The sequence below is a fragment of the Vibrio sp. 811 genome, assembly GCF_033339195.1.
The window spans coordinates 210744-225613 of sequence record NZ_JAWOUB010000003.1 but is presented as its reverse complement, the minus strand read 5'-3'; the positions used below and the strand labels follow the sequence as shown (position 1 = coordinate 225613).

At 45.5% G+C, this 14870-nt stretch carries 9 protein-coding genes; all 9 read right to left on the bottom strand.

What is annotated here, in order from left to right:
- Positions 1 to 29 precede the first annotated feature (29 nt).
- The 9 genes from R7Q46_RS07870 to R7Q46_RS07830 all read right to left on the bottom strand — a co-directional run bounded on the left by R7Q46_RS07870 (position 30) and on the right by R7Q46_RS07830 (position 14722).
- Complete coding sequence (locus R7Q46_RS07870) at positions 30 to 1949, bottom strand: beta-N-acetylhexosaminidase (protein WP_262631493.1); 1920 nt, start codon at positions 1947 to 1949, stop codon at positions 30 to 32.
- Positions 1950 to 1957: 8 nt separating this feature from the next.
- Positions 1958 to 2848, bottom strand: a complete 891-nt coding sequence (locus R7Q46_RS07865; protein WP_017635903.1) for an N-acetylglucosamine kinase — start codon at positions 2846 to 2848, stop codon at positions 1958 to 1960.
- A gap of 2 nt (positions 2849 to 2850) precedes the next feature.
- Positions 2851 to 4590 (bottom strand): glycoside hydrolase family 9 protein, encoded by a 1740-nt coding sequence (locus R7Q46_RS07860; protein WP_017635902.1) that lies wholly within the window; start codon positions 4588 to 4590, stop codon positions 2851 to 2853.
- 63 nt (positions 4591 to 4653) lie between these two features.
- Complete coding sequence (locus R7Q46_RS07855; protein WP_005380041.1) at positions 4654 to 5649, bottom strand: ABC transporter ATP-binding protein; 996 nt, start codon at positions 5647 to 5649, stop codon at positions 4654 to 4656.
- Positions 5650 to 5696: 47 nt separating this feature from the next.
- A complete protein-coding gene (locus tag R7Q46_RS07850) occupies positions 5697 to 6680 on the bottom strand; it encodes an ABC transporter ATP-binding protein (protein ID WP_005380040.1) in 984 nt (327 codons plus the stop codon).
- A gap of 2 nt (positions 6681 to 6682) precedes the next feature.
- Positions 6683 to 7708 (bottom strand): ABC transporter permease, encoded by a 1026-nt coding sequence (locus R7Q46_RS07845; protein WP_047102642.1) that lies wholly within the window; start codon positions 7706 to 7708, stop codon positions 6683 to 6685.
- A 2-nt stretch (positions 7709 to 7710) separates the two neighbouring features.
- On the bottom strand, positions 7711 to 8697 hold the full coding sequence (locus R7Q46_RS07840) for an ABC transporter permease (RefSeq protein ID WP_005380038.1): 987 nt from the start codon (positions 8695 to 8697) through the stop codon (positions 7711 to 7713).
- A gap of 170 nt (positions 8698 to 8867) precedes the next feature.
- On the bottom strand, positions 8868 to 10550 hold the full coding sequence (locus tag R7Q46_RS07835) for an ABC transporter substrate-binding protein (protein WP_005380037.1): 1683 nt from the start codon (positions 10548 to 10550) through the stop codon (positions 8868 to 8870).
- Between the two features lie 785 nt (positions 10551 to 11335).
- Positions 11336 to 14722 carry a response regulator gene (locus R7Q46_RS07830; RefSeq protein ID WP_005380036.1) on the bottom strand — a complete coding sequence of 1129 codons (3387 nt, stop codon included), beginning with the start codon at positions 14720 to 14722 and terminating at the stop codon, positions 11336 to 11338.
- Positions 14723 to 14870 lie beyond the last annotated feature (148 nt).

Here is a 14870-nt window from a genome sequence, read left to right as displayed (position 1 = left end):
AAGCGTGATGTTTCGACATCAGTTTTGTATTACTTCCACGGTTTACGGTAATTCACTCCCTGCAAATCAAGCAGAGGTAGATGGCCTTTCAAGCGTGATAAATAGTCGGTCCAATCTCGGTGTTGTTTGTCTGTCCAACATGCTTCTGCCATTGCAGTTAAACGAGGGAAGATCATGTAGTCCATGCGAGGTTGGTTATTGATAATTTCGCACCATAATGCTGTTTGAATGCCCCAAATGCGCTTACGTATTGGGTCGTCAGCAGGCACTTCAGCGATCGGCTCGTAGTTGTAAGCTTTTTCTAGTGGCAGTGGGTTTGCCCAGTCCACGCCCGGTTCTTCAGGTGCGTAGTCTTGGGTCATATCTAGGTAAGTGGTTTGTGCTGGTTGCAGCACCACATCAAAGCCTTGGCGAGCACAGTTCAATGCCGCTTCTTCGCTTAGCCATGAGTAGATCACCGTATCTTTACTGACTTTGTCGCCGTGTTGAGCTTCTTCCCAGCCCAGCATGCGTTTGCCCAATTTACGAAGTTTGTCTTCGGCATAACGCAAGAAGTGTCCTTGCAAATCTTTGTAGTCGCTGTAACCCAGTTGTTCCATTAGTGCTTGGCATGCTGGGCTTTTTGACCATACGCCGTTAGGTACTTCGTCGGCACCAATATGGACGTAAGGCGCAGGAAAAAGCGCAGAGACCTCTTCTAGCACTTTGTCGATAAATTCATAACTCCCCGGCAGAGCAGGGTTAATGACGTTGTCGTTGTAATGCTGAATACTGCGGTATTCGGTGGTATCTTCCGCTTCTACCAATAGGTGTGGTAACGACTTGATGGCGGCTCGGCAATGACCAGGTACATCAATTTCAGGAATGATGGTGATGCCGCGTTGCGATGCAAATTCGATAACGTCTTTGATGTCTTCTTGTGTGTAGAAGCCGCCGTAACGTTCATCAAAGTGCGTGTACTGTGGTTCATTGATCTCATCCAATCCGCGCCAAGCACCAATATCGGTCAGTTGAGGCAGTGATTTGATTTCAATTCGCCACCCCTCATCGTCGGTAAGATGCCAATGGAACGTATTGAACTTGTAATGAGCCAGTTGGTTGATCAAGCGTTTGACTTGCTTAACGGAGTGAAAATGACGAGCACAATCCAGCATCATACCGCGGTAACGAAAACGTGGCCTGTCCTTGATTGAACAGCAAACTACTTCCATTGAGTTAGGTTGATCGCCAACTTTGATTAGTTGTAATAACGTTGCACAAGCATGGGTAAAACCAGACGAAGATCCTGCTTCAATTTTGATTGACTCTTCGGCTACTTTCAGTTTGTAAGCGCCTTCATCCAAGGTTGGGTTGCCTTTGAAGATGATCTGACTGCCATTGTCTGATGCGAACTCAAATTGGTGAATGCGCTTAAGCTCATCAAGTAGCCATTCTTTAGCTGAATTGGCCAGGCTTGAATAAACCGCGACGCCAGCATGATGATCAAAGCTAAAATAGTGATCGCTGACCTCAATATGGTTTGGTTTTGGCAGCAAGGGCTGTGCATGGGTTAAACTTGCAGGAATCTCACTGCGTTCACGGTATGGTGAAGCTAATACGATAGGCGTGACATCCACTTGTGCGCGCTGTGGGTTTCCATCAACGACAAAGTTGATCATCGCTTCGTTAAAGCCATCCGAGTAATAACGGAATGGGTTCGAACCAATACTGAATTCACAGTAATAGTGATGGTTGGCAGCCAGTACCACCCCTTCTGGCTTAAGTGTGCAAAAACTACCAATTTGAGTCAGTTGACCATTTGAAACGCTGTCTGGAAGAATGTAACGATCGAAAGCGAAAGTTAAGCTCCAGCTGTTTAGGTCTTGGTCGCTCAAGTTATGAAAGGTGAGGCCAAAGCGGCAGTTTTGTTTCTGCTCAGAAAGGACCACGAGATCAACACGATATTCCATATCTACTCCTACGCCGCACTGAGCGAGTAAAGGTTATGTTCTGGTTTGCCAGCAAACATAATTGCGCCTTCAATCGCGTCAAACTGTGGCTCAACAATCCATTGCTGAACTGGTGGTGAGAGCCAACGTAAAATGCGTTCAGCAATGCTACCCATTAAACAAATACGTGTTGCGCCGCGCTTGTTTAATGCCACGAGAAACATTTCTATATCCGCTGCGGTTTGCTTCAGTATTTCAATGGCCAGTGCATCGCCTTGTTCCGCATGTTGGAAAATAGCCGGAGAAAACTGCCCATAATCACGAGGAAGCGCCTGTTTTGACCACGCCACCACGTTGTCGACCTCATTTTCGAAATGCGTCATAAAGTGTTGTGCTAGGGGCGTTTTTTCTCTGATGCCATCTTCAGCTAACAAAACTTGCTGAACTAGGCGTAGCCCCATCACTGCGCCGCCACCTTGATCCGAAATAGGGAACTCACGACCACCGACAACGTGTTGCTCCAATCCTTTAAGGTAGATGCCACAAGAACCGGTTCCCGCAATCATGATTGCGCCATCTTCGCCATTGTGCGCACCAACGCACGCACCGTAAGCATCGGTATTCAGAGTTATACTGGCAAATGGATGAGGAAGAGACATGAAGGCTTGCCAAGATGCTTTGTGCTCTGCGCCAGCAAGGGCTAAGCCGACGTGCATCGACGCGAAATCTTGTTGTGTTAGACCGCCTTGCTCGGTAGCCGAAGTGATGGATTCAAGAATCGAAGCCATTGCTATTTCAGCACCTAGCATGATGTTGGCACTGCCGCTTTTGGCCTCGCCAAGAAAATTACCTTGTGAATCTTTAATCCTGGCTCGACATGACGTGCCGCCACCATCGATACCGACAAAATACATTCCCATGATTATTCTTCCTTCATATTTTTAGAGGTCGCCAACTGAGAAACATGCTGAGCTTGACTCATTATCGCGAGTAAGTACCAAGCGCCATGCGGGATCCATTGTTCGCCCCAGCGCCAGTTTTGTAACACGTCTTCTTTTTGTGCTGGTGGGTTAAATGCAATGTCTTCCTCGTCTTCAAAGCCGCCAGTGATTCCGTTACACACGCCACCTTTTGCGTTGAAGAAACCATATTGAGGGAGGTAATCAGGGTTGTTACGACCATGGCCATCTAGCATGCACATGTCGTATGGGTTTAAGCCTACAACCCAGTTCAATGCATCTTGAGCAAACACAGAAAGTTGTTGCTGTACTTCTTGCGACGCTATATGCGGTTGAGCAAGGTACGCCATGGTCGCGAGTGAGCCCAGTCGAGCATTCTCGCCTTGCCACCAATAGCCGGATTCATTGTTGTGTGCGACAAAAAATGCCTCGCGTTTTGACTCATTTACGCCTTTAACATATTGGCGAGGGTAACCGAATGGGTTGATCACTTTATTCGATATTGTGATCTCAAACTCACACGCTAGGTTGACGATACGTTTTACCGATTCCGCTCGTGCTGAGTCGTCTTCAATTGATAGATATTCGCATAGGGCAATAACTGGTAGACCAGCTTCGGCTGCGTGAAAATATGGACGGCTGCCGTCTTGGTTTGCTGACCAAAAGTGTTGAATCTGCTCGTCGCTCATTTGGCGTGCAACTAAACGTTGCGCCCACAAACGGCTCTCTTCCAAGTAGCGAGTTTCTTTGGTTGCTTTAAACAGTTCTACACAAGCCAGTAGCGCACAGTATTCGTCGATAATGTTTTCTTCCCCATCATTGAGGTACTGCGTATTGTGCTCTTTTAAGTGCCAGTAACCATTTTCGGCAGCGTTGCGGTATTTTTGTTGATCGTATTCACCGTGAACACTTAAACGCGACGCTGCCGCTAGCGCTGCAATGGCGACACCGCCACCTTGTCGAAAGCCTGCTTGATAGTCGTCAAATTTGTGACCAAGTTGAGTTTCGTACGCGCAAATCTCGCGTTGCGCAGTATCTTTGCTCCACTTGTCAAAGACCGTCATGTAGAAAAAGCCTTTTTCGTTTTGCATACGCACAAGAAAGTCTGCACCGAACAGGGCTTCTTCAATCAGACGTGTACGTGTGAAAGCTGCAATGTCTTCGCTTCCTTCAAGCAATGAAACCCCTTTTAGGATGTTCCAAACCACCATTGGGGTTTGTTGAGGATTCAAATAATTCGCGTATGAAAGGTGACTTAAATACTTGCTAACGTCTCCTGATGCGTCGTACCAGCCGCCGTGTACATCAACCTTTTTATTGGAGTTTAGTACTGGAAGTTGTCGATCTTGTTTATCGAAGATCCCGCCGCAACGTTGCGATTTGAAGTAGTGGATCACATCTGACAAAGTTTGATCCAACAGAATGTGTTCGCCAACGATGAAAGAGGAAGAGCGCGTATCTTCTACTTGCAAGAAATAGTCACCTGACGTTGTGAAAGAGGAAAAGTCGATGAGGTAGAAATAGCCCTGATGCCAGTTCGCCACTTTACCTTGTTCTTCAACCGCAAAAGTTGCCACGGTTTGCTCGCTAGTGGCACAAATCAATTGAGCAGTGTAAGAAGACAAGTGTGGTTGTTCGGTCTGGATAATGGCTTTCTTTGGGCCCAGACGTTCATAACCAATGTGGTTAGTCAGTAGCAGCATTCAATGTCTCCGGGAAACGATAAAAACAGGAATGGGTCAGGCTGAACCTGACCCTCGTTATGATTAATCTTCAAATAAGTAACAGCGGACAAAGTGGTTGTCGGACAGTTGAGTGACGCCCGGTAGTCGTTCGCGACATTTGTCGGTAGCGTGTACACAACGTCCAGCAAATGGACAGCCGACAGATTCTGGTGTCCAAAGTGGGATTTCCCCTTTGTTGCCTTTCAGTTTCTCGTGAATAGACTTCGATGGATCTGGAACCGCAGATACCAACAGTTGCGTATATGGGTGTTGAGGATCGTGAATGATTTCTTCAGTATCGCCCCATTCAACCATGTGACCTACGTACATGACCGCGAGATCTTCAGCAATGTAACGCGCTGTTGCGATGTCGTGAGTGATGTAAAGCAGAGACATTTGTTTCTCGAACTTCATCTCTTCCATCAAGTTCAGAACACCGGCACGGATTGATACATCGAGCATCGATGTTGGCTCATCCGCCAATACCACTTCAGCACCAACTGCGATGTTACGAGCTAGGTTTACACGTTGACGCTGACCGCCAGATAGCTGGTGCGGGAACTTTTGCGCCGTTTCTTTTGGTGGAATAAGACCAACTTGTTCAAGTAGGTCGTACACACGCTCTTCCAGTTCTTTCTTGTTGCCCGGTGCTACTTTCTTATGAATCAGCAGCGGGCGCGCAATATGGTGGAAGATATTGTGCGTTGGGTTTAGCGAGCCAAACGGGTCTTGCCACACCATTTGTACACCTTCACGGTAGGTCATTAAATCGTGACGAGAGGTGATGTCTTGGATATCACGACCTTTGTATTCAATGATGCCATCGGTTGGTGCGTACATTTTTGCAATCATTTTTGCAGTAGTAGACTTACCTGAACCAGATTCACCTACCACTGACAAGCCGCGGCTCTTGTACATTTTGAAAGAGACGTCGTTGATTGCGCGCATCTTAGATTGTTTGATTGAGTTACTGTTTAAAGGGAAGTCCTTAACGACATTTTTACCCTCAATCAGCAGTTCGCCGAATTGTTTGCTCATAATTCTCTCCAGTGTAATTTTTGTTCTTAGCTAGCGTTTTTTTGTTGTTAAACCTTAGCTTGAGCAATGGTGTCGCCGTACAAATGGCAATTTGAGAGGCGACCTGGTTCAATTTGACGTAATTGGGTTGGTACACGTGTACATGCTTCATGTACGCGATCGCAACGAGCTTGGAAGCGGCAGCCCCGTGGTACTTCTAGCAAGTTCAACGGGTTACCTGGAATACCAGTCAATTTGGTCTTTGGTCCAGTTAGTGGAGGGAAAGAGCTACCCAAACCTTTGGTGTAAGGGTGGTAAGGACTTTCCAGAATTTGCTTAGAAGGCGCGACTTCAATCAACTCACCTGAGTACATGATGCCGATACGATCCGAGAACTCGACCATCAATGACAAGTCATGTGTGATGAACAGAATTGAGAAACCAAACTCTTCTTTAAGCGCGTAAATTTTTTGTAGAATTTCACGTTGAACCACTACATCCAATGCGGTAGTCGGTTCGTCCATGATGATCATTTTTGGGTTCAGAGCCAAAGCGATTGCGATTACTAGACGTTGACGCATACCACCAGAGAACTGGTGCGGGTAATCACTCAATCGGCTAGGGTGGATATCAACGATTTCCAGCAGACCTTCAGCGCGTGTTTTTGCTTGAGCGCGAGTCATATTGGTATGACGCATGATGACGTCACAGAACTGCTCTTCCATGGTTAGAACAGGGTTCAAAGCGTTCATCGCACTCTGGAATACCATCGACATTTCACTCCAGCGGAACGCTTGCATGCGATCATCGCTGTACTGAAGGATATCTTCACCGTTGAAGATAACCTCACCACCTGTGATAAACGCTGGTGGCTTATGAAGGCGCATTAGTGAGAAGGCAACAGTGGATTTGCCACAGCCAGATTCACCAGCCAGACCGAATACTTCACCTGGTGCAATGTCGAAGCTCACGTTGTTACAGGCGCGGACATCGCCCGCGTCTGTGATGTAGTCTACGCATAGGTTACGGATGGAAATTAGTGGTGCAGTCATGATTATTTATCTCCGCTCCATAGTGCATTTTGTGGTGCCAGTTCAGGCTCACGCTCTTTCTTGTCTTTTGCTGCTAGTTTTTTCCAGCGTTTCATGCCTTTGTGAGAACGAAGTTGAGGGTTCGCAATTTCGTCAACGGCAAAGTTCAACAGAGCAAGACCAGTAACCAGTAGTGTTAGGGCAATACAAGGTGCTAGTACTTCCCACCATGCGCCAATCAGCATGGCTGATGAGGTTTGCACGTTGTAAAGCATGATGCCCCAACTGATCGTGTTGGCATCACCCAAACCTAGGAACGAAATGACCGCTTCAGTGTTGATCGCCAACATTACTGAGCCAATGAAGCTCGCACCGACAATTGGGATAAGGTTTGGTAAAATCTCAACGAAGATGATGCGGAATGAAGACTCTCCCAATACTTCGGCAGCTTTAACGAACTCTTTCTCGCGTAGTGCCATAGTTTGAGAGCGGACAACACGTGCACCCCATGCCCAAGAAGTACCAGCGATAATCAAGGCAATGGTGAGTGGGCCTGCTTCACCGATAAAGGCCGCCAACACGAATAGCAATGGATACTGCGGGATTACTAACATGATGTTCATCGCGGCACTCAATACGTCATCCACTTTACCGCCGAAGTAACCTGCCGATATACCAATGACTGTTGCTAAGAAACACACGATGATGCCAGCACCAAAGCCTACACCCAGTGATACTCGTGCACCGTAAGCCACCTGCGACCAGATATCGCGACCCATTCGGCTAGTACCTAATACGTGGTCGGCCTTTTTAGACATAAGCAGTGTACGACGATCGTCTGCTAGGTTTTTAGCGACCCAACCATCAGGGTTGTTTTGTGCCTGTTTTACAACAAAGCTTGGGTATTCGTGTGGGTTACCGGTTCGCTTGTCTGGCGCATGCTTTGTAAGTAAAGGAGCGGCAATCGCAACGAACACGAACAGCGTAACAATGCCAAGACCAATGCGAGCAAATGCGTTACCTAAAATAAGTTTGAATAGTTCTTTCATGATTATTTGCCTCCCGTACGTAGGCGAGGGTCTAGAATCATGTACAGCATGTCAGCCATTAAGTTGAAGCACAGCATGAACATCGTCATGATAATTAACTGACCTTGAAGTACTTGGTAGTCACGAGCGTGAATTGCGTTCAATAGAACAGTACCTAGGCCTGGGTAGTTGAAAATCATCTCGATGATTAATTGACCTCCAATGGCCATACCTAAAGACATAGACAGTGCGGTAACACTTGGAAGTAGTGCGTTACGTGCGGCGTAATTAAAGACGACGCGGTTTTCACTCAGCCCTTTACCTTTAGCCATCGTGATATAGTCTTCGGCGAGAAGGTTGATCATGTTGTTACGCATGTTAACTAGGAAGCCACCAATTTGAACGATGGTTGCACAGAATAGAGGTAATACAGCGTGGTAACCCACGTTCTTGATGAACTCCCAGCTTGTCCAATCAGGAATAGTACCTGGCGTGTAAGCATAGCCAGATGGGAACCATTTCAGGCCAATCGCAAAGGTAAACAGCGCTAACATTGCGATAACCATTTGTGGAATAGCTTGAATGATCAATGTACCAGGCGTTACGAATGCATCGTACTTACTACCGCGCTTCCAGGCGGCAAAAATACCAAGGACAGAAGCGATGGAGAAAGAAAGTACAACCGCAGTACCAGCTAGAAATAGTGACCAGCCAAATGCACTACCTAGTAAAGAATTAACTGAAAGTGGGTAGAACTGGATTGAGGTGCCCAATTCCCAACTTAGAATGTTTTTAATGTACGAGAAGTACTGAATGTAAATTGGCCCATCAACGAAACCGAGCAGTTCTTTCATTGCTGCGATTCGTTCTGGAGTCACCTGTACTGAAGCATTAGCAAACATCATGGTAACTGGGTCACCAGGCATTGCTCGCGGAATAATAAAGTTTAACGTCGCTGCAACTAAGAGCGCGACAAGATAGAACGACAAACGTCTTAAAAAATAACCCATAACTCACACCTTACTCACCCAGATTTTTTCCCTGTTTCTGGTTTCAGGTCGCTCCTAGCGAAATTTAGAGCGAAAAATCCCCTGACGACGAGCGCCACATATTGGTTTCGTTAACAAGGGATTTTTATAGGCGGCACACGGGATGTATGCCGCTTGAAATGAACTTCTACTTATTTAACTGGTTTTAGGTCCAGTACGTGAAGTAGACGCTCTGGGATACCTGCCCAAATGTTTGGACGGCCCTTAGGGTTTTCTTCGTTCCACCAACCAGTGAAGCGAGTTGTGTTGTATTGATACATGTACGCGCCAGATAGCACAGGAATAGTTACTTGGTCCTGAGCAATGATCTTCTGAATGCCATGAGCGATCTCTAGCTGTTCTTGCTTATCTGCTGTCTTGTAGAAGCTGTTAAGAAGACCGTCTAGCTTATCGTTCTTGTAGAAGTGCATTGCAAAGCGAGGCATGCCGTCACCAGCTTGTAGCTTCGAGTTGTAGCCACTATCCCAGTACAAGTGTGGATCTGCACCGTGGAAGTAGTTGGTGTAAGCAACGTCGTAAGTACCTTCTAGCATTGCTTGGTTGTATACCGAGAAGTCCGGTGTACGAGCACGAGCTTTAATGCCCACTTCTGCTAGTTGCTCAACGGCTAGTTGTACTGTGTTGTTGAAGTCAGTCCAACCGTTTGGTGATTGAATTAGAAGCTCGAAAGACTTGCCAGATGGTGTATCCACAAAGCCATCTTTGTTTACATCTTTGAAGCCAGCTTTAGCTAGAAGCTTTTTCGCACCTTCCGCGTTGTATGTGTTGTAGCCTTTGTACTTGTTGTGCGTCTCTTCATCAGACCAAGCTTCGAATGCGTAGCCAAGGCCAGATGCGAAGTCGTTCACTGTACCGCCGCCGTAGAAAGCGATATCAATGATAGTTTGACGGTCTAGCGCCATAGAGAACGCACGACGGAAGTCAACGTTAGTTAGTGCTTCGTTTTTCGCAGCGTCTGGGTTTTTGAAGTTCACTACAAATGCTTGAGTACCCGCTGGTGGGTACCAGTAGTGGTGATTCGGGCTTGCTGCAGCGTACGTACGGTCGATGTCTGGTACGAATGAAGATGTCCAGTCCATTTCGCCGTTAACGATTTTGCCCAAGAATTGGTCGTTGTTCGCGATTTGTGGCACACGCAGACAATCTACATCTAGGTTGTCAGCATCCCAATAATTCGGGTTCTCACACTGGATATATAGCTGCGGTGTGAAAGTGTCGATTTCAGTAAATGGACCACTGCCTACTGGATTTTCGTTTGTGAATGTAGCTGGATCTTTTACTTTGCTCCATACGTGCTTAGGTACGACTGGTACTTTCGCAATTTCGTAAGGAACGTTTGAGTTTGCTTCGCTTAGACGGAATTTAACTTGGTAGTCGTTAACTTTTTCTACGCCAGTCACCCAAGAGTTGATACCAGATTGGTCTAGCTCTGGCTTCTCTTTCACTAGGTTGAAAGAATAAACAACGTCATCAGCGGTAAACGCTTTGCCATCAGACCATTTTACGCCCTTACGGATATCGAAGGTTACGCTCATCAGGTCATCAGCCATGGTAAAGTTTTCTGCTAGACGAAATACAGGCGTGTTACCGTGCATTTCGTTAAAAACAACGAGCGGCTCGTAAATAAAGTCGGTTGTTGTGTGCAGGTTAGTTGCACCCAAGAAAGGGTTAAAGTTACGAACGAAAGTTGTAAACTCTTTAGGGTGGATAGTCAGTTCACTGCGTTCAGCCGCAGTAGCTACCGATGCAAAACCTGTAGTAGCCGTTGCAATAATTGCTGTTGCTAGTGCTGTTTTTTTAATATTGGCAAGCATAGCTGTTCCTTACTATTTGCTTTCATTTCACTAAATGGAATTGAATGTCATCAATTGATAAACACTCTCTAAGACCTACCTCTTGTACATACCTTACTCATTACAACATTGAGGAGTTTCGCCAAGAGTGGCCTGTAGGCCTTAGGCAGGAGTAAGAAAACACCTTATCCATAAAATAATCAAACTTGATTCCCGTTAAAAACGTTAAAATCTCTGAGCTCTCCGTTATAAACGTTATTTTGGCTAATTTTAACCAGCATTGGACCAAAAAATAAACGTTGATATGCGTCGCAGTTTATATCCTTGTTAATAATGAGTGTTGGTGATTACTAACCTGGTGATCCATTTAAAATATACGTTTCTTGCTTGGTTTCTAGGTTCGGAGATCTCGCTCACATGCAGAAATGGTGTTAATTAATCAGCTAAAAATTAATCTGCCGTTCTGTTGTGATTAAGTTCGCAATCTCTATCAATAGTTCGTCAAAATCCGCTTGTTATCTGAAAAATGGCCTTTTTTATCGACAGTTTTCTTCCGTTTGTCATCCTTTTTTTATTGTATGAATGAAGTTTTTTCGGTTGCTCGAACTTACCTAGTTAAGACAAGTAAAATGGATAAGGTCGTACGTTTTGAAGACCAACAATAGATAGCGATGTCTAACCGAATGTTCGTTATTGGAAATATGTTAATGGGGTAGGAAGAGGCGGTCTCTTTTATCTCTAGGAAGGGAATACTCGAATAACAAAAAAGCCCAGCATGCACGCTGGGCTAGTTTTTTTGATAAATATTAGCTGGTCAATAGTCGCTGTAGTTTATCTCGTTGTGCTTCTATGTATGCTCTCTCGGGGCTCTGTTCTTTGCAGTGTTCGAGAATGAACTCTATCGAGCTTAGCACCGTTCTCCAACGTGGTGTTTTGGGTAATGTTTCTATACGCATGTACTTATCTAAAGTGCGTGTTTGCAAAGTACTACGGTCTAGATAAACGCGCCACAAGCCACTTTGCTCTGCAAATGCGAACTTACTTTCACCCGTTACAGATTCCCAATACTCTAAAGCATGTGTCATTGCGTCTACTAGAACTTCTCGCATAAGTTCTTGCTTGTCTTTTTTATTACCGAGCGCTTTGTCTGCAAGGCGCGTAAATTCTCCGCCAAGCTCTTTTAGCTTTTGCAATTGGTCTTTGTCACCATCAAATGCATAACTTGAAAGCACTTCTACGGCGGTTTCTAGATTATGTATGCGAGCGGCACTGGCTCCACCGCCGACATTAAAGATGTACATGATATCTAACCCTGAACCTTCAGGGAGCTTAAGAATGTCTGCTTCGATGTTCTGACGAATATCTTCAATATAGATATCAATCTTGCCACAGTAATGAGGTTGTTTGACGGTCAGATATTTAGGGGCAATCAGCTCATCAGCAGATGAGCGCTTTAGCTGTTCTAAGCTGCGCTTGAATAGCTTACAAGCAGCTTCGTTAGCAAAGCGAATACGCTTGTCTTCACGTAGACAGATGATAGCTTCAGGAGCCGATTCTAGCTGTTCCAACAAACGACCTTGAGTCTCAAGTAAGCTTGCTTCAACGACTGCACGCTGTCTAAGTTCAGACTCTAGCACTTTGTTTTCCATATGGCGCATTTCTGCTTTACTTGCCGTTAAATGCGCTTGGATACGTGCCGCCAACTCTTGTTTATTAAATGGTTTCGATAAATAGTCGTTGGCTCCTGCCTCAAAACCTCTTACACGATCTTCTGTTTGACTGAGTGCGGTGAGCATAATGATTGGCAACTCGGCATGATCATAGGTTTCACGTAGTTCACTACAAACTTGGTAGCCGCTCATGCCTGGCATCATGATATCCAATAACAGAAGTTCCGGCTTCTCTTGCTCGACAAGCGCTAACGTTTCTGGCCCATCGGAGACGGTACGCACACGATAGCCCTCTAAACGTAAAAAGCTTTCAAGCACGCGTAAGTTTACTGGTTCATCGTCAGCAACATACAGTAACGGGCCGTCTGGGTTCTCTGGAAGTGATAAGTCTTCACTGTTCTCTACATTAACTTCAGGAATTTGGAAGTGCCCGTGCGCAGCTAGAGTCTGAGTTGCTTGGATTTCTTCTTCACTGGCGAGCGGTAAAGTGAAACTGAAGGTAGTTCCGACCATTGGTTGGCTACTGACGTATAACGAGCCTCCCATTAATTCGATCAATTGACGGCTAATGGAGAGCCCAAGTCCTGCACCTTGACGATAACGGCTCGCGTCTTGCCCTGCTTGGATGAGTGGTTCAAAAATATGTTCAAGTTGTTCTGCGGGAATTCCTTGTCCAGTATCCACGACTTGTACGCGTACATGATCATCTACCACATTAGCGGAGATAACAATTTTACCTTCTGAGGTGTATTTAATCGCATTGCCAATCAGGTTATATAGCACTTGTTCAAGGCGTTGCGGGTCAGCTGACACTGCTTTTAAATCCGCTGGGACTTGGTTGATGATGCGGATGGTTTTACTTCCAAGTAAATGGCTAGAAAGCTCTAAAACCAATCGTGTTGCACTGCCCAAACTCACTGCTGATTTCTGGATATCCATGCTTCCATAACGCATTTTATGATAATCCAACAAGTCATCGACTAGATTAGCGAGACGCTGACCACTTTTAATGATGATATCAAGCTGATATTTCTGGCTAGCGGGGATCGCGCCATTGGCGCCGGACGCTAAGGTTTCAGCAATCCCGACCATGCCGTGTAACGGTGTACGAAGTTCATGAGAAGTCGTGGCTAAGAATTCATCTTTTAATTTATCGGCCAATTGCAGTTCTTCATTCTGTTTTTGAATGATCTGTATGTTGCTTTCTAGTTCTTCATTTTGCTTCTTAATGGTTTGAATCTTCTCTCGAATAGAGCGTTGCATTCGTTCAAAGCTTAACGCAAGCCGACCAATTTCATCTTTACGAACCGTATTAAAAGACGTGTCATCAAGATCACCTGCAGAGACCTTTTCGGCAACCCAAGTCAATTTCAGCAACGGAGAAGTGATAAAGTTTGATAAATAGTGAGAAGCGATCACCACAAGGATAATGGCGATCAACATAGCGATAACGAATAGTTTTTCGAGTTGATGGATACGAGCGAAAGCTTCGTTTTCTGGTAACTGTACGACGAGCGCCCAAATCACACCACGAGTTTCAATCGGTGCATAAGCCGCGATGATCTCTTCACCTAAACCGTTTGTGTAAGTGCCGACACCAAACGCACCAGAGAGTGCTTTATCGATCACTTCTAAACTGTTCTTAATGTCGTCTTGTTTCGTGTTAATTGTGCGAGGTTGGTGATCATTTCCAACCAGCAGGGTGTTAATGGATGACTCTCGATTAGCGTCTGCGGCTAACTTAGTGATGCCATTATTTGGCAAGCGGAACATGGCATAGCTGTGTAGATAACCTTGCTGAACAATTGGTGCACCTAGCCAAGCGACTGATTTACCCCCTTCCAGCTCGAAGTCAGACACAATCACAGGAGTGTAGTCTTCGTTTACTTTTCGACGTTCAGTCACATCATCGGCGAGACGCTTGAAAGTTTTGCCAAGTGCCGAGTCTTTGTAGGGGCCTGATAACAAGTTCGTTCCGTAGTTATCGTCTTTGTTGATCGAGTAGGTGACGTTACCATTGATGTCGACCAGCAAAATGTCATTAAAATCAGAGCGCTTGAGGAGCTCCAAGTAGGCCCAATGATAGCGTTTATGTAAAAGTCGGTAACGTTCACTTCCTACATAGTTGGATGACTCGGGTAACGTTGAGGTTTTGATTTGGTCTCCGCTGCCCTCGATGTAGCGCTGTTGGGCGTTTTTACGAGACTCTTCAATATCATTGCCTAAACGACTAAAAGCATTGACGAGACCGTAGAATCGGCCACCACTGGCGTAAGCCAACTCTGAGCGCACAAAGCCCATGACTTCGGTTTCTCGTGCCTCAAAGTAGTCGATGATTTGCTGCTGTTTTGTATCTCGAACAGACAGTAAGTGCGAGGTGCTTTGTTCTTGCAGATCTTTACTGTGGGACTGCAAGAAAAAGATCGCAGTAATGGTAAGAGGTGTGATACTGAGCACCAGAAATGCGGTCATCAGTGTACTCTGAAGGCGCTTAAATTTCTGTTTTTTGTAGAATTTAAACATGGATAAGATTACAACTCATAATGGGCAGTTCTAAAACATACTTCGCTGCCGAGGTTCTCGTTAAAAACGGATAAGATGTTCAACTAGATAGAATTAACAAAATTAACGAGTTTTTTTTCTTTGACAAGAAAGTTAGTTGTAAAGCGTG